14 protein-coding genes are annotated in these 17,993 nt (G+C 51.5%); 1 reads left to right on the plus strand and 13 read right to left on the minus strand.

Annotation, left to right across the window (positions count from 1 at the left end; translation table 11 throughout):
• Positions 1 to 198, plus strand: a 198-nt coding sequence (locus BUB68_RS05455) for a transposase (protein WP_073088839.1), incomplete at its 5' end; no start/stop codon positions are given.
• A gap of 134 nt (positions 199 to 332) precedes the next feature.
• Here the strand turns inward: BUB68_RS05455 and dapA are convergent.
• From dapA to malQ, 13 genes are all read right to left on the minus strand, one after another.
• Positions 333 to 1,214 (minus strand): 4-hydroxy-tetrahydrodipicolinate synthase, encoded by an 882-nt coding sequence (dapA, locus tag BUB68_RS05460; RefSeq protein WP_073088842.1) that lies wholly within the window; start codon positions 1,212 to 1,214, stop codon positions 333 to 335.
• A gap of 17 nt (positions 1,215 to 1,231) precedes the next feature.
• Positions 1,232 to 2,242, minus strand: a complete 1,011-nt coding sequence (gene pdxA, locus BUB68_RS05465) for a 4-hydroxythreonine-4-phosphate dehydrogenase PdxA (protein ID WP_073088844.1) — start codon at positions 2,240 to 2,242, stop codon at positions 1,232 to 1,234.
• A gap of 12 nt (positions 2,243 to 2,254) precedes the next feature.
• A complete protein-coding gene (locus tag BUB68_RS05470; RefSeq protein ID WP_178139471.1) occupies positions 2,255 to 3,562 on the minus strand; it encodes a four-carbon acid sugar kinase family protein in 1,308 nt (435 codons plus the stop codon).
• Positions 3,563 to 3,697: 135 nt separating this feature from the next.
• The gene (locus BUB68_RS05475; protein WP_073088846.1) at positions 3,698 to 5,620 is read right to left on the minus strand and encodes a sigma 54-interacting transcriptional regulator; all 1,923 of its coding nucleotides are present in this window, start codon (positions 5,618 to 5,620) and stop codon (positions 3,698 to 3,700) included.
• Positions 5,621 to 5,712: 92 nt separating this feature from the next.
• On the minus strand, positions 5,713 to 6,858 hold the full coding sequence (locus BUB68_RS05480; RefSeq protein WP_073088848.1) for an iron-containing alcohol dehydrogenase: 1,146 nt from the start codon (positions 6,856 to 6,858) through the stop codon (positions 5,713 to 5,715).
• Between the two features lie 18 nt (positions 6,859 to 6,876).
• The gene (locus BUB68_RS05485) at positions 6,877 to 8,061 is read right to left on the minus strand and encodes a sialidase family protein (RefSeq protein WP_073088851.1); all 1,185 of its coding nucleotides are present in this window, start codon (positions 8,059 to 8,061) and stop codon (positions 6,877 to 6,879) included.
• A 1-nt stretch (position 8,062) separates the two neighbouring features.
• The gene (locus BUB68_RS05490) at positions 8,063 to 8,563 is read right to left on the minus strand and encodes a NanQ anomerase/TabA/YiaL family protein (protein ID WP_073088853.1); all 501 of its coding nucleotides are present in this window, start codon (positions 8,561 to 8,563) and stop codon (positions 8,063 to 8,065) included.
• A gap of 19 nt (positions 8,564 to 8,582) precedes the next feature.
• Complete coding sequence (locus BUB68_RS05495; protein ID WP_073088855.1) at positions 8,583 to 10,022, minus strand: sodium:solute symporter family protein; 1,440 nt, start codon at positions 10,020 to 10,022, stop codon at positions 8,583 to 8,585.
• Positions 10,023 to 10,294: 272 nt separating this feature from the next.
• A complete protein-coding gene (locus BUB68_RS05500) occupies positions 10,295 to 11,614 on the minus strand; it encodes an ammonia-forming cytochrome c nitrite reductase subunit c552 (RefSeq protein WP_073088857.1) in 1,320 nt (439 codons plus the stop codon).
• Positions 11,607 to 12,095, minus strand: coding sequence for a cytochrome c3 family protein (locus BUB68_RS05505; protein ID WP_073088859.1), 489 nt, complete (start codon positions 12,093 to 12,095; stop codon positions 11,607 to 11,609). The genes BUB68_RS05500 and BUB68_RS05505 overlap by 8 nt, the downstream gene beginning before the upstream one ends.
• A gap of 228 nt (positions 12,096 to 12,323) precedes the next feature.
• Positions 12,324 to 12,707 carry a hypothetical protein gene (locus tag BUB68_RS05510; protein WP_073088861.1) on the minus strand — a complete coding sequence of 128 codons (384 nt, stop codon included), beginning with the start codon at positions 12,705 to 12,707 and terminating at the stop codon, positions 12,324 to 12,326.
• Positions 12,708 to 12,812: 105 nt separating this feature from the next.
• Entirely contained in the window at positions 12,813 to 14,345 is a 1,533-nt protein-coding gene (guaA, locus tag BUB68_RS05515; protein WP_081371882.1) for a glutamine-hydrolyzing GMP synthase, read from the minus strand.
• 134 nt (positions 14,346 to 14,479) lie between these two features.
• Entirely contained in the window at positions 14,480 to 17,953 is a 3,474-nt protein-coding gene (gene malQ, locus BUB68_RS05520; protein ID WP_073088863.1) for a 4-alpha-glucanotransferase, read from the minus strand.
• Positions 17,954 to 17,993 lie beyond the last annotated feature (40 nt).

Here is a 17,993-nt window from a genome sequence, read left to right on the forward strand (position 1 = left end):
ATCCACGGAGCACTGCTGAGAATGAATCGCTCCATACAATCAGAAGGTACTTTTGGCGTAATGAAATATGATCGCTGGTATAAACGAGTCGTAAGAAAAGGCATGGAACAGGTAAGACTGGAAATTTTCCTTGTTTCTATAGGGCATAATCTTTATAAATACCATAATAAAATCAATCGAGTAAAATTAGCCGCATAAACAGATAATAAGCTACTTTATGGGGAAAGGGGCATTGCGCCCTTTTTTAGATTATAATGGTATAAGATACAAAATCACGCAATAAAAAAGCGCTGTGGATAAAATGCTTTCGCATTTCATCACAGCGCCTTCTTTTATTTATCGTAAAGCTTGAATACTTCTTTCAGCGCCGCGTCGATTTGCGGAGATACGCAGTTAGACGGCTCTCTGGCAGGGCCTACATTCCAGCCCCGCAGCTGCACAGCCCGCTTCACCACGGAATTGGGATTGCCCATTTGCATGACATTGCGGAAGGGGCGGATTTTTTTCTGTGCTTCGTTGGCCTTAGCCAAATCACCTGCTTTAAAGTAATTGTAGATGCTGACCATCAGTTCAGGGAATACGTTGGAGCAGCCCGCGATAGCTCCCGCAGCACCGGCCTGCAATGCCCAGAGAATCAAAGAGTCACTGCCCATCAGCACATTAATGCTGGGGGCCGTATTTTCGATGTATTTCAGGGTATTATCAAAATTGCCGCTGCTGTCTTTGATACCGATGATGTTTTCATAAGCAGCCAGACGTTTGACAGTCTTCCAGTCAATGTTATTCCCGGTACGGCCAGGGATATTGTAGAGCAGGATCGGCATATCCACGGCCTGCGCAATCGTGCTATAGTGGCGATAGATATCATCCTGAGATACCGCGACAAAATACGGCGAGATGATGGACAGGCAATCCACACCGCCCATGGCCTGCACAGCCTTGGATAATTTGATGGTTTCTTTCGTAGTCACGCATCCTGTACCTGCATACACCGGCACCCGGCCATCCACAGCTTTTACGGCTGCCTCGATGATACGCAGTTTTTCTTCATAGCTGAAGGCATAGAATTCGCCATTGGTTCCCAAGGGAAAAATCCCGCTGACCCCCGCTCCAATCAAATGGTCAATAAAGTCTTTATAGGCTGCAGGAGAAAATTCTTCCTTTTCGTCCAACGTAGTCAGTACCGGTGTGATGATTCCTTCTGGTTTAAACATAATATATGCCCCCTATTTCACTGCAATACATCTGCAAATTTAACCTGCGCCATCTGTGCGCCCAACAGAAGTGCCTCCGTCATGCTGCGGCTGTCAGCCTTGCCTGTGCCAGCCACCGGAAAGGCCGTCCCATGATCCACGGAAGTGCGGATGCAGGGCAGTCCGACCGTCACATTGACGCCGGTTTCAAAGCCCAGCACCTTTATGGGAATATGTCCCTGATCGTGATACATGCACACAACGATGTCGAATTCCTTCTTGTTCGCTGCCCGATGAAAGACGCTGTCCGGCGGTATCGGCCCCTGTGCATCAATACCAGCGCCCCGTGCTGCCTCGACTGCGGGGACGATTTCGCGTTCGTCCTCATCGCCGAAAAGGCCATGCTCACCACAATGGGCATTCAATCCGGCTACGGCAATGCGCGGCTGAGGAATGCCCATCAATTTGACGGCTTCATCAGCCAGCCGGATAACGGTTTCCACGCGTTCCTTTTTGACCAGATCACAGGCCTGACGCATGGATACATGGGTGGTTACATGAATGACCTTCAGCGGACCGGAAACCAGCATCATGGAATAGTCTTTCGTCCCGGTCAAAGCGCCCAGGATCTCTGTATGGCCGGGATAAGGACAGCCCCCCATATGCAGCGCTTCTTTATTCAATGGTGCTGTCACAATGGCATGGATTTCCTGCTGCTGGGCAGCTTTCACCGCAGCGGCAATGTATTCGTAAGCTGCCTTGCCAGCCCGGGCATCCAATTGTGCAAAGGGCAAATCCTGTGGCAGATTATTCAGATCCACCACATCCACCATGCCATAATCTCTGCCTCCCTGCGCAGCATTCTCTACCTTGCGGATTTTCAGCGGACTGCCCACGATGCCTGCCGCCCGCTCCAATATCTTCTGATCACCGAACACTACAGGGCGGGCTTTTTCATAAAGCCCCTGATCCGCCAACGCCTTGATGATGATTTCCGGGCCAACGCCAGCCGCATCGCCCATAGTGATTCCCAACACCGGTTTTTCCATCGATAACTCCCCCTATGCTTTGCCGTGAATGGCATTCAGTGCCGCAATAAAACAGTCCCGCTGGCCAAAGGCACCGGCCTTTGTAACCACCCACAGGCCATCACCTGTACCGCCATGCAGTTTGCCCAAAGGAATACCTGTGGCGACTTCCGCTACCACTTCAATATAGCGGGCACCGATTGTCTTCAGCACATGTACAGCGGTATCCCCGCCAGTAAGGACCATGCCGGACAGCTTCGTCATATCCAGCTGCGCTACGATCCTGCCCAGTACAACCGCCAGCTGCTCACTGACATCCCGTCCAGAAAGCCCTGCCCGGCTGCCAGCAGCTACGGCCGCTGTCACATCCTGCTGAGATTCGCTGGTCGCCAACAATACATTCCAGCCTTCTGCCAGTGCCTGTTTCACCTGTGCCGCACAATCCTGCCAAAAGCCATCCTCTGTCAGAACCTTCTCGCCCGGCAATTTGATCAGCCGGGCATTACGCCGGGTGACCTCCTGCATCTGCTGATGCGTCTTTTCGCTGACACTGCCTGCGACTATCAGAACCGGTCCGCTGCGCCGGCCAGAGCCAGCTTCATCTGTATCCGCCAGTTCCGGCGAGGCGGTCAGAAAGTCGGCCAAGCCTGCTGAACCTGCCCAAAGGGCAGAAGGCCACGCTTCCGTTCCCTGACGGATAGTCAGGAAGTCCTCTTCCTGCACCACATCAAAAATAAACCAGGAAATTCCTTGCTTCTGGCAGCTTGCCACTTCCCGGGCCACAGCCTCCCGCCCCTTTTTGATGACGGAAAGCGAAATCACCGCTGCCGTTCTGCCCGTCTGTTCCTCAATCAGCGCGGGAATATAAGAATCCTGAACCGGCGTCTTGGGCGCATGTGCGATTTCCGTGAACTCCAGCGGCAGGCCATCCAGGAAATGATATCCGCCTACCGTCATGCGTCCGGCCCGTGGGTATGCCGGGGCAATGAACACCGCCTCCGGCTGATATACATCCGCAACAGCAGCAATCTCAGCCGCAAAATTGCCCCGTAAGGTCGAATCCATTTTTTTATAGATTGTCTGCACCTGCTCAGCCTGCAAATGGCGGGCGGCTTCTTTGACCACCCGATAAGCATCCGCAGCAGATAGATCACGGCTGTCCGTATTTACGACCACCACCCGGCTGCCTTCACTTTTGGGCACTTCCTGATGCATATCAATCTGAACACTTGTACCGACACCACGCTTGGCAAATTGCACCGCCGTATCGTTAGCGCCAGTCAAATCGTCAGCAATCACCGCAAAACTAACCATTGCCTCACCTTCTTTAGCTTTTTTCATCTCCACCCGGATAAAATGCATATTCCATGCCAACTAAAGAAAGGCGATAAACGGGGGTTAAGGAAAAAATCGTTGCAACAACTTGCACATTTTCATTGCAACCTGCAAAACAAATGCAACAGTTTGCAACAAAGGTTATTTTTTCCTGCGCAGCCGGCGCCACAAGGTAGTACGATGAATCCCCAGCCGCGCCGCTGCCCGGCTGTAATTGTACTTTTCTTCGGCCAGTACCTGCTGCATCAGCTCCCAATCCTCTGGAGCCGCTTCCGCAACAGCCTGCATTTTTTCATTTCCCCTCACGGACCCCGCCGTTTTTTCATCTGCCTCAGCCAATTCATCCTGTTCCAGGCCGCTTTGCAGCGACTGCAAGGTGATACAAGGCATATCCGCCAGCAACACGGCCCGTTCCACCATATTGCCCAGCTGACGGATATTGCCCGGCCAGGGCTGCTGCTGCAAAAATTCCACAGCTGCCTGCTCCATGCCCTGTACCTGCGGATTGAGTTCCCGAAAAGATTGCAGCATGAATTCCACCAAAGCGGGAATATCGGCCGCTCGCTCCCGCAAAGTCGGCATCTGTATCCGCAGGATGTTCAACCGGTAGTACAAGTCTTCCCGAAATTCCCCCTGCTTCACTTGTGCCAGCAGATTCTGATTAGTGGCAGCGATAATCCGCACATCCACGGGAATTATGCTGTCACCGCCAATATGCATGATTTCTTTTTCCTGAATCACACGCAAAAGCTTGGCCTGCAAAGCACGCGGCATTTCCCCTATTTCATCCAGAAAAATCGTCCCGCCGTGAGCCAGCTCAAATACGCCCGGACGTCCTCCTTTACGGGCGCCAGTAAAGGCCCCGTCCTCATAACCAAAGAGCTCGCTTTCCAGCAGGTTCTCCGGCAGAGCTGCACAATTCACCGCCACAAAGGGGCCATCGGCGCGACGGCTGGCATTATGGATGCCCTGTACCAACAATTCCTTGCCCGTGCCCGACTGACCAGTGACCAGAATAGTTGCATCGGTACGGGCATATTTTTCTGCCTTGTGCTTCATCTGCTGACAGGGCTCACTATCCCCCACGATATCGGTCAGGAAATGCTTTGCCACCAGTCCCTTGCGGTGGAGTTTTTGCCGCACGCTGCGCTCCTTTTTCTGCAGTTCCGATACATTCTGCAGACGATACAGGCTGCCAATGGGTTCACCGGCCAGCAGAAGCGGATTTTTCTGCAACATATAATTGAAGCCACCAATAGCACAGACTGCCGTAAACCGACCTTCGCCATTGCTGCTCCATTCCAGCCCACGCAGTTCCTGCAGGGCGTCTGTCAGTCGTTTGTCGGTTACGGCAAAACGGCTGTGCTGGAAAATCTTTTCCGCCTGCGCATTGAACAACCGGATACGGTCATGTTCATCGGTGGTGATCACACCTTCGTCACTCTGCGCAATGACCGTTTCCAATGTTGCCGAGCGCTTTTTCTCCTCCCGGCGGATATCCGCAATGAGAAGCGCATCCTTCAGCGCCTTATAGACAGCCTCGCGCCCGGAATCAATCAACACACCGGGCAGCCCAAGGCTTTCTGCCACCTTCACCGAGATGGCATCTCCCAAGATGTATTCAATTCCCTGTGCCTTGGCGGCAGCAATCTTCGTCCGTGCTTCCTGTTCCCCCTGCACAGGAATTTCCACGATTTCCACGCCCATGACACGGCCCAGTTCTTCACAGCCATAAATCACATTGTCAAAACCTGCCAAGCCAATCTTACGGCAACGCGCCCCTGTTTCGGACAGCTTGCGCAGGATGTCCAAAAAGCTTACCCGAACGGTCACCACCGGAAGCGGCACATTCTCGCGGATATACTTAGCCGTGCCGCCACGGCTGACAATGACCTCTACACCATCTGTCAAAGATTTATGCAGCTGCAGCATGGCCTCATCCAGATTTCCCTGAATCACCTTGATTTTCTTTCCCTCCTGAGGGAAACGCTCCGCGATTACCCGCTTAGCTGTCTGTGCCAAATGAGCAAACGGAGCCACAAAGAGGATTTGCTCTTTCCCCATAAATCATCACCTCCGGAAAACATACCTTTTTATTATACCCTTTCCCCAACCACGAGAAAAGCCGCTGACCAGCAGCGGCTTTTCTTCAAGGTTTAAAATAATTTTTCATACAGGCTGCGGATATCCGCTTTGCTCAGTTCCAGGCAGTTATTGACCAACAAACGCGTCTGCTGACTGCCGGATTCTACCAGAAAATCTATTTCTTCATGCTTGACACCGAATTTTTCCAGACTGACAGGAATCTGCGTTTCCTGGACAACATTGGCAATATCGGCAATGATGTAATCTGCGCGTTCATCCACGGAAGTTCCGGCCTGCTTAGGATAGACCACATCACAGAGCCTTGCCAGACGTTCGGCACAGCCCCGCTTATTGAAGGCCATCACATGCGCAAACAGGATGGCATTGGATACGCCATGAGGAATATGGTATTTTCCCCCCAGCGGATAGGAAAGTGCATGAACCGCCGTTGTCCCGGAACCGGTGATCGCCACACCACCATAGAATGCACCGACCATCAGTTCGAGTTTAGCCTCCAAATCCTCAGGATTCTTATAGGCCTTGCGGATATTATGGAATATCTTCTGCGCCCCCATCAGCGCATAGGTATCGCTGAGCACCGTGGCCTTTTTCGAGGTGTAGCATTCCACCACATGTGCCAGGGCATCGACCGCCGTAGCCGCCAAAATCGGAGCCGGCAATCTGGCAATCATATCCACGTCCAGCAACACATAATCCGGAATCATGCAATCACTGACAATACCTTTTTTCGTCTCCAATTCGGGAATGGCTACGATAGCATTGCAGGTAGCTTCCGAGCCGGTCCCACAAGTCGTAGGGATCATGACCGTCTTCATCTGCTTGACAGCGCGGCTGCTGTCCTGCAGCAGATCCTGCAAGGTATAATCTGCTCCAATGATGATGCTGGCCAGCTTGGCGGCATCCATCACACTGCCACCGCCTATGGCGATGATCAGATCCACCTTGCCGCCTGCCGCCTGAATGGTCCGTTCAACATCCGCGACACTTGGTTCAGCCGCCAGATCATCCACCACCCGAAGGTTCACCTGCTGACAGATTTCTTCTACGGTTTTCGTCAAACCGTTTTTACGGATATCCTTGCCCGTGAAAAGCAGCACGGATTTCGCCTGCTCCCGTTGGATGATCTCTGCCACTTTCCCGGATGTTCCCTGACCGCTATAAATGACAGATGGTATGGTTAACTGACAATCCTTCATGATAAAGCCTCCAATAGTTCAAGAAATACGATGTTTAAGCAGCCAATCTTCCGCAATCCGCACATATTTGATAGTCTGACGGAAATAAGTGAAAGTGACGTGGATATCACCATTGCGCCCCTGTTTGATAGAAGGATAGGAAAATTCCCGATTCTTCTTTTCCCGGGAATTATTGCTCATGCAGCTGCCATCCCCTTCCTGCAGATAACTGATGATAGGCCAGGTCTTGCCGTTATCTTCGGACAGGGCAATGGCCATAGGTGCCCGGGGCGTGCCCCATATAGCATGGCGCCCCAATTTATCCACCTGCACCTGACTGTTGCTGTTGCGTTCCGCATCATCTACGCGGCCCGTTTCAATCTCATCATAAAGCGAGGCCCGTCTGTCACTGCTGTCACTGGCACAGATGTTATTGAATACCATCGCCATACGGCCATCCTGCAGCGTCGTAGCCTGAATCGATGAATTATTGTTGGGCAGGCTGATGGGTTCCGGCTCCGACCAATTATAACCATCTGCAGACGTACTGCGATAGATATGGTCTGCCCAGCGGCTGCGATACAGCGCAACCAGTGAACCATCCCGCACCACATTGATGCACATATGCACGCAACCAACACTTTCCGGTACCGATACTTCCTGCCAGGTCTTCCCCTTATCATGGGAAATGCAGACAGCAGACGTATCGTAATCCCCCACCCAGTTTTCCCCCGGACGGGTAGCACAGTGGAAAATCGGCAAAGCCCAGCTTCCATCCTGCAGGACAGTGATTGGCTGCCGGATAAAAGTTCCCGGTTCGGAAATCAGCGTCCTGATTTCCGACCAGGTATAACCGCCATCCTGTGATACCCGGTAACGGACAAAAGCCGTATCCTGATTGCCATATTTCTGTGCCGTATACAGGAGCCAGACCTCACCTTCCGGGCTTTCGAAGAGCACCGGATTCTGCTCGGAACGTTCCGCATCATGGGAAAGCTGTTCCGGTTTCAACCACTGACCGCTGCCCTGCGGCAGGCGGGACATAAAGATGGAAATATCGCTGACACCTTCCTGTGTACCTGAAAACCAGACACAGAGCAAATCCCCATTGCTAAGTTCCAGCAAATTGGAGGCATGATTCTGAGGACACTCAGAAGGCAGATAGGCCTCCTGCCAATCATGTTCCTGATCATAACGCAGTTTTCCATCAAAATTCATCGTCATTTCAAAAACCTCTTTTCTCACAGCCGCAGGCTGCTGCTGACACTTTTACTACGATTTTCTTCACCGCTTTATGTTCACCAGCCTGACAATTGGGACGATGCACATCCCAGGGAAAGAAGATGGCCAGGCCTCCCGCAGGCAGCGTCAGCCACATTTCTTCTGCCGGCTTTTCCGCTGCGTTATAATAAAGGATATCATTGCTGGCCAGTTTATCGCTATCCACCAGATGGACATCATCCATCGAGCAGACACCGATTTTCTCTTCCCCCATCACAATGCATTGGATATCGATATAATCCTCATGGCGTTCCGGACGGCGCTGATCAGCTGGCTCTGCATCATAACAGGAAACTTTGGCAAACACCCGCTGTCCGTCAATTTCATGGCGCCCGGCAGGCAGCGCTGCCAAATCATGTTCCAGCAAGAAATTCAATCCCTGCCGGATAGCGGCCGGATACATGCCTAACTCCTGACCAATCGTATTAAGATTTCCCGCAATCATAATCATGCACCTCGCTTATTCAATGGGACAGCTGTCCTTCGCCTTCTTCATCCTGTTCCTTGCCTTCTGGCACCTTTTTCTTATCGCCGCCAGTCAGCAGCTTTTCAAAGAACATGACAATCCCCGGTACAGCCAGTGCCACGTAAATATTATCAATGCCCAGAGGATTATCCAGCAGATACCATACCGCCGTCATGATTGCCGCCAGGGACAACCCCAGATTGGCTCCCCGCGTGCTGTTGAAGAACGGCAGATAGAAGCCCAGCACAGCCACCACGGCAATAGTCAGACGCAAAGCGCGCGTAAAGAACGACAGCTTCAATATTTCTGGTACACCAAAGACGAAAAGCAACGGTGCAAAGCCAATGATAATCGACAGGATACGAGTCATTTTCAGTTTCTGTTCCGGCGTTGGCTGATAGCGAGGCACATAGAAGTCTTCCACGACTAAAGAGGCAATCGCCAAAGCCACGGTGCTGACGCTGACAAAAACAGCAGCCACAATGGAGGTCGTCACAATACCAGCAGGCAGCGTGTCCATATGCTGGATAAATACCGGCAGCGCATACAGCGGCTGCATATCCGGATAAAGATGATGCGCCGTTACCCCGACAGCCCCCAGGATCAAACCTAAAGGCAGGCAGAGAAGAACCGCATAGAAACAGGATTTCTGTGCTTCACCAGCACTCTTCGTTGAGGAAATCGCCTGCATGACAAACTGCGTGGAAAAGATCGAACCTGACGTGGCCAGAATCCATGCAATGATTGTCGGCCAGCCGATATGTCCATCAAGAGTGAAGTTCCAATCCGGCAAATCATCAATTACCGGCTGCACACCACCGGACAGGGAAAGCGCCACACCCAAAACCAGGATCAACCCCAGATATTTGACGCCTGCATGGATGATCGTCACATAAGCTACGCCCTTCATTCCTCCCAGCACATAATAGAAGGTACTGACTACGGCGATGATCAGCATGGCCACGGGGATATTCACATCCATAATCCTTGTCAGTGCCGCCGCACCGCTGATATAATTGCCCACATTGACCAACAGAAGTGCGGCAATCATAATCAGGGAAACGATGATCTTCGTCGAATGTCCATATTTCTGGGCAATAGCCCCGGAAATGGTGAACTCACCGGATTTATATAATTTCTTGACAAAGAACAGACCATAAAGCAAATACCCAACCGCCGCTGCAATTACTGACCAGGAAGCAGCCATACCATAACGGAACGCCGATTCAGCCGTACCGACTGTTGATTTCGCACCGATAAATTCCGTCATCAGCAACACGCCTACGATAACTGCCGGCATCGTCTTGGCCGCATTCATGAATTCACTGCTGGTCTTGCTGCGCAGCCTTACACTCAGATAGCTGGTTATGGCAATATAGGCAAATACCATTCCCATGATAATCATCGTGTCCACACCGCTGAAATTACTCACTTCCATTTTATTCTCCCCTTTGCTATTATTCAGACTATAAAATCATTTGTTTTGCCGATCCTCCTTTATCCGCTTTACACTTATTTATAATGCAAATAGCGTGCCAATTGGAGCAAGTGAGTAAAAACACGTTTTCAAGGCTGTTTTCCGACAACAGATGCACAATCTGTGCACAATAAAGTTGCAACGCAACACTAGGTTGCAAACAAAAACAAACACCTCTATCAGTATAACATATACCAATAAAGGTGTTTATTATTTATACCTATGATTTTAATTTACAAGCTACCTTTGACGAGGGCATTTGCCTCTTCAATGACCTGATGAGCCAGATCGATGGCTTCACCGCTGATACGCATGCACTTGTCAGGGTTATGGAAGCCGTTGCCGTTTTCAGCGGCAACCCAATCCCAATACCACTGTGCTTCGCGGAGTTTCAGGCGGGTGGCGGCCAGCTGGTTGTCGGTTGCACCGGCATCCATGGCGGCCTTGACAGCCAGATGAGCTTTGGCTACCGTCTGACCAGCGACACGCTGGAGCTTGAAGTTATTGTCATGGATGGTCTTGACGCGGGCAATCAGGGTTTCCTTGCTCTCGTCATGGCATTTGAGGCAGGATTCCTCAGCCGTCTTCAAGGGGCTGGTCATCCAATGCGAGGTGTATTTCTGGCCATCCTCACGCATGTAAGGCATATGGCAGTCCACGCAGGTCACGCCGGCGTCGGCATGAACGCTGGTGGTCCAGATCTCAAAGTCCGGATGCTGAGCCTTGAGCATCGGCGTCTTGGAGTCGGGATGGATCCAGTCTTCCGTGAAGCCGCCAGCTGCACCGCTCTGATACCACTGGAACTGTTCTTCCGGTTCCCAGCCGCCGATGAACGGATGGCGGACACGGCCATCTTCTTTCATGAAGTAGTATTCGTTATGGCACTGGCCGCAGACGTAGCCGCGCATTTCATTGTGGCTGGCCTTGCTGATGTCGATGCCCTTCATAGCCATGGATTCCACGAAGCCCTGCTGGTAAACGCGCAGTTCCATGGTATCGGGATCATGGCAGGAGGAGCAGCCAAAGTACAGGTCGGTACCTTCCACGGTGTCCTTATCGGTATAGGGCGGCGTAGCCTCAGCAAAAGGCTTGGAGGCAAAATCCCAGCCGCTTTCCTTGTACCATTTGTCATACATCCAGGAGCTCTTGCAGACGATGCAGTTGCCCTTCTGGGGCGGGATGCGCTGGGAATTCAGCTGATCCACGCCAGCCCAGGTATGGCCGCGGGCCACATCATACTGGACGGAGAATTTGTAGCCCTTGAAATTTTCCTTGATTTCCGGCTGCATTTCGATATAGGATTTTCCCGGATCGCTGCCGCCGTAACCAGTGGGCGATTCGCCCCCCATATTGTTCTTCATGAAGGATTTGTATTCCAGCGGATAAGCATCCTTATAGGCCTCTTTGCCCAGATGGGCGTAATTTTCATGGGATATTTCCTTCAGTTTCACGCTGTTGTCGTTGGGCGTTGCCCCCAGACGAACCACCACGAAGCCGAAGAACAGCACGCAGACGGCCACAATCCCAGCTAATATTTTCTGTAGCTTACTCAACTTTTATCCCCCCTTCGAGATGATTCGAGCCGTGAGCAATCCGGCTGTGACACTTCATGCAGTCCGCACCGGTGTCCAAATCCACGCCGATTGCCGCATGGACATTGGCCATGGTGTTCTCATGACAGCGCAGGCAGTTGCTGTTCACCGTCTTCTTCCCATCTGCGGACAGCTTGATATGCGCCGGATAATCCCGCAGCACCGCATGATAGGTATCCACCATCCCCGTGCGTCCCTTCTCAATCATGTAGATTGCCATATTGTCATGAGGCAGATGGCATTCCACACAGTCCTGTTTTTGATGCGTAGACTTGGCAAAGGTCGCCGCTTCGCTTTTCATGGCATGGCAGGAACCGCAAAAAGCCGGCGAACCGGAAAAGGACATCATTCCGGCACCAATGCCACAAACCACAAGGCCGATGGCAAATCCGCCCGCCAGACAGGCCAATGTGTGTTTACTGATAAACTCCTTTACTTCCACTCCGCTCCCCTCCTCTCAATTCTGCCCCCATTATAGCATTGTTCAGAAAAGTCTGAGGTTTCTTGAGCAACCATAAATGAAATTTCGACAAAAATAAAGAGGCTCAAAGGTAACCACAACCTTTGAGCCTCTTCGTTCACGATATTCCCTTATCATATAATTCCCTTTCCTGCCATTTCCTCATGACAAGTCCTTCCTCTAATCCCTTTTGCCTGATCCGCAGCCGGATCAAACAGATGCACGATAAACCGATCCTGCTCCGACACTCCCCATCGCAGCGGTTCCGGCATAGGCTGTGCTAAGCCCATTTCCTTCCAAAAGGTGCTGCTGCTGTAAAACACTGCTGCCATCCAGCTTGGTTTCGGAAATGACTTTGTTCCCTTCCACCCGCTGAAGCACCAACGAACCATCTGCCAGCACCCTTGTCAGGGTAACCGTGGAAACTCCCTTTTCCACCTCAGAATCTGCAGCTTTCTCCGCAGCAGTCAGACTGGCCAGGATCTTTCCAAATGCGCTTGTTGCCCCATGGACACTATGACTGGTCCGGGCTGCCTGCGCCTGCTGATGCCAATAATTCAGACTGCTGGTTGCCGCAATCGTATTGATACTCATGATATCCTCCTTTCTTCACTCGTCAGAAAAAAATTCCTGCATCTATTCTATCGAACAGATGCAGGAAAAATTAATAGTTACTATCAAACTTTAATCGAAATTTAATCATTCAAATTCGATGGTTGCAGGCGGCTTGCCCGTGCAGTCGTACATGACGCGGTTGACACCCTTTACCTCATTGACAATACGGGTAGTGACGGTCTGCAAGACTTCCCAAGGCAGCTGTGCGCTTTCCGCCGTCATGAAATCAGAGGTCATGACCGCACGCAGGGCAATGGCATAGTCATAAGTACGGCCATCCCCCATAACGCCCACGGAACGCATGTTCGTAAGAGCGGCAAAATACTGGCCGAGGTTCTTGTCGGCACCGGCCTTAGCCACTTCCTCACGGTAGATGGCGTCCGCTTCCTGCACGATCTTGACCTTTTCCTCCGTGACTTCACCGATGATGCGGATACCAAGGCCCGGGCCTGGGAAAGGCTGACGGCTTACAAGATATTCGGGAATGCCCAGCTCACGACCAGCATTTCGTACTTCATCCTTGAAGAGCAGACGCAGCGGCTCCACGATTTCCTTGAAGTCCACGAAATCCGGCAGGCCGCCTACGTTGTGATGGGATTTGATCACGGCAGACTTGCCCAAGCCGCTTTCGATGACGTCCGGATAGATCGTCCCCTGCACGAGGAAGTCTACCGCACCGATTTTCTTGGCTTCTTCTTCGAATACGCGGATGAATTCTTCACCGATGATCTTGCGCTTGGCTTCCGGTTCCGTTACGCCTTTGAGTTTGGCATAGAAACGGTCTTTGGCATTGACACGGATGAAGTTCACATCATAAGGGCCATTCTCACCGAACACAGCCTCTACCTGATCGCCTTCATCTTTGCGCAGCAAACCATGGTCAACAAACACGCAGGTCAGCTGCTTGCCGATTGCCTTGGACATGAGGACAGCAGCCACAGAGGAATCTACGCCGCCGGACAGGGCGCAAAGTGCCTTGCCGGAGCCGATCTTTTCCTTGAGTTCCGCGATGGTCTTTTCCACGAAGGAATCCATCTTCCAGTCACCCGCACAGCCGCAGACCTTATAGACAAAATTCTTGAGCATGGTCTGCCCTTGTACCGTGTGCATGACTTCCGGATGGAACTGCACCGCATAGAGATTTTCCGCTGCATTCTCCATAGCGGCCACAGGGCAGACAGGCGTGTTGGCCGTAACAGCGAAATCAGCCGGAGCCTTGGCAATATAATCGGTATGGCTCATCCAGCAGATGGTCTTTTCATCTACATCTGCAAAGAGCAGGGAGGACTTTTCCTGAATGGTGATTTCCGTCTTGCCATATTCGCTGGTAGGCGCCGTGTCCACCTTGCCACCCAGCTTATGAGCCATCAACTGGGAACCATAGCAAATGCCCAAAACAGGGATGCCCAGCTTGAAGAGTTCCTCGCTGCAGGTCGCGGAATCTTCCTTGTAAACGCTGTTGGGGCCTCCGGTGAGGATAATGCCCTTAGGTGCCATTTCCCGGATCTTGTCCAAAGACAAGGTATGGGGATGCACTTCGCAGTACACATGATTTTCCCGCACCCGCCGGGCAATCAGCTGATTGTACTGTCCGCCAAAATCCAACACCAAAATCATTTCATTTGCTGGCTTGCTCAAAATATCGTCCTCCTGTATATTGTCCACAAAAGCTTTTTAACGATTATATCATATGAATTGTCTCTTGAAAAGAAAAATTGCTTTCCCCTGAAGGAGGGCTGCTTTATCCCTTCTCAGCAGCGTCCATATTTCTCGCACAGCTTCTTGATGGCCTCTATATCGATCCCCAGCAGATAGTCCGGCTTCAGGCACCATTTCCAATTGAGCCCCACGGTACCCGGAGTATTCATCCTGGCACGTTCATCCAGCCCCAAAACATCCTGCATGGGCGCAATCGCCAGCCGTGCCTCCGATGCCAGCGCGAATTTCATCAGGCCTTTAGCTACATCCCAGGGACGATCCAGTTTGGCACCGACCAATGCCGCAACCGAAGCCCTGGCAGCATCATCTAGGTCCTGATTATACCAGCCAACCGTGGTGTTGTTGTCGTGAGTCCCGGTATAGACAATACTGTTTTCCGAAGCAACGAAGCCCATCCTGCCCTGTTCATTGAAGTGCAGGGCAAAATGCAACACCTTCATCCCAGGAAAACCACAAGCTTCACGCAGGGCTTCCACTTCATCGGTGATGATACCCAGGTCTTCTGCCACAATCTCCATATCACCGATCTCCTTCTTGATGATATCGAAGAATGGCTTGCCCGGGCCTTTGCGCCAATGTCCATTGATGGCCGTTTCAGCCTTGCCATCCACTTCCCAATAAGATTCGAACCCGCGGAAATGGTCGATGCGCACGATATCCACCAACCGATGAAGATTGACAAAGCGCTTCTTCCACCAGGTATAATCTTCCTGCTCCATAGCCTCCCAATCATACTGGGGATTGCCCCAAAGCTGACCGGTCGCGCTGAAGTAATCAGGCGGTACCCCCGCCACGGTCTTAGCCGATCCATCCGGATTCAGATCGAAGAGTTTCTGATTGGCCCAGACATCCGCACTGTCATGCGAGATAAATATCGGCATATCCCCCATGATCTTGATGCCTTTGCTGCCTGCATACTCATGGAGCTTATTCCACTGTCTATGGAAGAGGAACTGGACAAACTTGGCATAACCAACTGCTTCTTCCATATGCTCCGCCAATTTCTTCAAAGCCTTGGGCTCCCGGCGTACAATAGGCTCCGGCCATTCAAACCAGGGTTTGTTCTTATACTCCTTCTTCGCTGCATCAAAGAGCGCATAATCATCCAGCCAGCTGGCCGCTTCCTCGATAAAGGCCTGATATTCCCCCTTTATCTCCACATCCTTTGATTTCTGGAAAGCAATCCAGGCTTTCTTGAAACATTTATGCTTGAAGGAGATTACCCGCTCAAAGTCAATGAACGAAGATTTGCTGGCATAGGGAACCCGGGCTTCAGCAGGCGTGATCCAACCATGCTCCAACAATTCATCTACATCAATCAGCAACGGATTCCCGGCAAAGGCCGAGGGGGACTGATAAGGAGAAAAACCAAAGCCAACCGGCCCCAAAGGCAGGATCTGCCAGACCTTCAGGCCCGCTGCAGCCAGGAAGTCCACAAACTTATAGGCTTCTTTGCCTAAATCCCCGATGCCGTATTTAGACGGTAATGATGTCGGATGCAGAAGGATCCCTGCCTCCCGTTCGTATTTCCGTGGCAATGGCTTATAGCGCAGGAGCCTGCCACTCAACGGCGGCATCTTTACATCCAGCTTGCCACGATGGGACAAGAGCAACTCCTCTTTCCGGCCCTCCATCGGCACCATATCCACGAACTGGCCATCCGCAAAGTCACTGATATCGAGATGCACGGTATGACTGTCCGTACGGCTGCGGTTGAATATGGTGATAAAAGCACCATTCGCCGCATCCATGCCAAAGACATCATGCCCGCTGCGCACCACCCGGGCAAAAGCCAGGATGTCCCCTTCTGCTGTCAGGCTCAGCAATTCCCCGGTCTGCAAAGCATCATTCTCATTGCGCGCCCTGATGATCGTATGATAGAATTCGCGCAGTTCTTCATCCCCGCCCTGCCATTTGTACGGACGGCGGTTTGTCGGGTCCTTGAAACCCTCCATGCCGATTTCATCCCCATAGTAGATACAGGGCACTCCCGGATAGGTCATCTGGAACAAGGCCGCCATTTTAAGCCGGGACTTGCCCACCTTATACATTTCAGGAGATAATCTGGCCCGGCATTGCTCAACAGCCGGCATCCCGTCGTAATAAGGAGTCTCCCCCAGAACGGTGATGGCCCGCTGCACATCATGGCTGCCGATCAAGTTCATCATCGCATAGAAATTCTCTGGTGGATAATTTTCCCGCAGGCTGTTGAGCTGGCGCATCGTGTTATGCCCTGTCACATACCCCAGGAGATAATCCAGCAGGATCTTGCGGAAGGGATAGTTCATGGCAGAATCCATTTCCTGACCGCAAAGGTATTTGCGGGGCGTTCCATATGCTACTTTATTGGAAGCATCTTCCCAAACCTCACCAATCATCACCGCATCTTTGTTGGTTTTCTTGAGTTCTGCATAAAAACTCTGCGAAAATGGCTCGGGCAGTTCATCGATGACATCCAGACGCCAGCCGGCTATTCCCTCCTTGAGCCAGTGATGGAGCACACTGTCGGGTTTTCTGATGATGAAATCCATATAGGATGGGGTCGTTTCCCGCACATTGGGCAGTGTATTGAAATCCCACCAGCAATCATACTCATAGGGAAAATTACGGAAGCTATACCATTCATAATAGGGTGATTTTTCTGACTGAAATGCGCCCACGCCATCGTATTTGCCCTTGCGGTTGAAATAACGGCTGTTGCTGCCAGTATGGCTGAACACGCCATCCAGAATGACGCGGATACCTTTTTTCGCTGCTTGTTCCACGAATTCATGGAATTCCGCATTCGTTCCCAGAATAGGGTCTATTTTATGGTAATCGCCCGTATCGTAATGGTGATTGCTTTCCGATTCAAATACAGGATTCAGATAGATCACACTGATGCCAAGCTCTTTCAGATAGTCAAGCTTAGCCATGAGTCCGGCAAGATTGCCCCCAAAAAAATCATAGGAAACGATCTCTTTGGTATCGGGATCTTTATAATAGCAGGGATCATCCGTCCAGCTGGCATGATAGACCGCGCCTTCCTTCTCGATAAGCTTATCGCCCTGCCGATAAAAGCGGTCTGGAAAGATCTGATACATGACCGCATGCTTGAACCAATCCGGAGTCTTTGCGCCCTTGTTATAAACCGTAATCTGATAGGCTGGCGGCACATGGGTATAAACGTCTCCCGGCCCGCCCCACTGTTCACGGTTATTGCCATAGTAGCAGGTACCATCACTGCAGGAGATAATGAAATAATACCAGAGCAAGTCACCTTTAGGCGGCATCTCATAATCAATATAATAATAGCGATGATCTGCATCCAAAGGATCTTTCGTCACCAATGGCAGAAGTTTTTCGCCAATCTTATCCTGCCAGACATGCAAGAGCACCTGATTGATCTGCTGCCTGCTACGAATCTGCAAGCCCAGCCTGACCTTGCTCCCAGCTTCAGCAGCTCCTCTCGGGCTTCGGTAATATACATTATGAGAGTTATGCTCTACTTCATTCCGCGTAAGCACTTAATCCCACCTCCTCAAAATGGATAAAAGGCCGCCCCCT

Origin of the sequence: Pseudoselenomonas ruminantium, assembly GCF_900142515.1 — a bacterium.
GTDB lineage: Bacteria > Bacillota > Negativicutes > Selenomonadales > Selenomonadaceae > Selenomonas_A > Selenomonas_A ruminantium_D.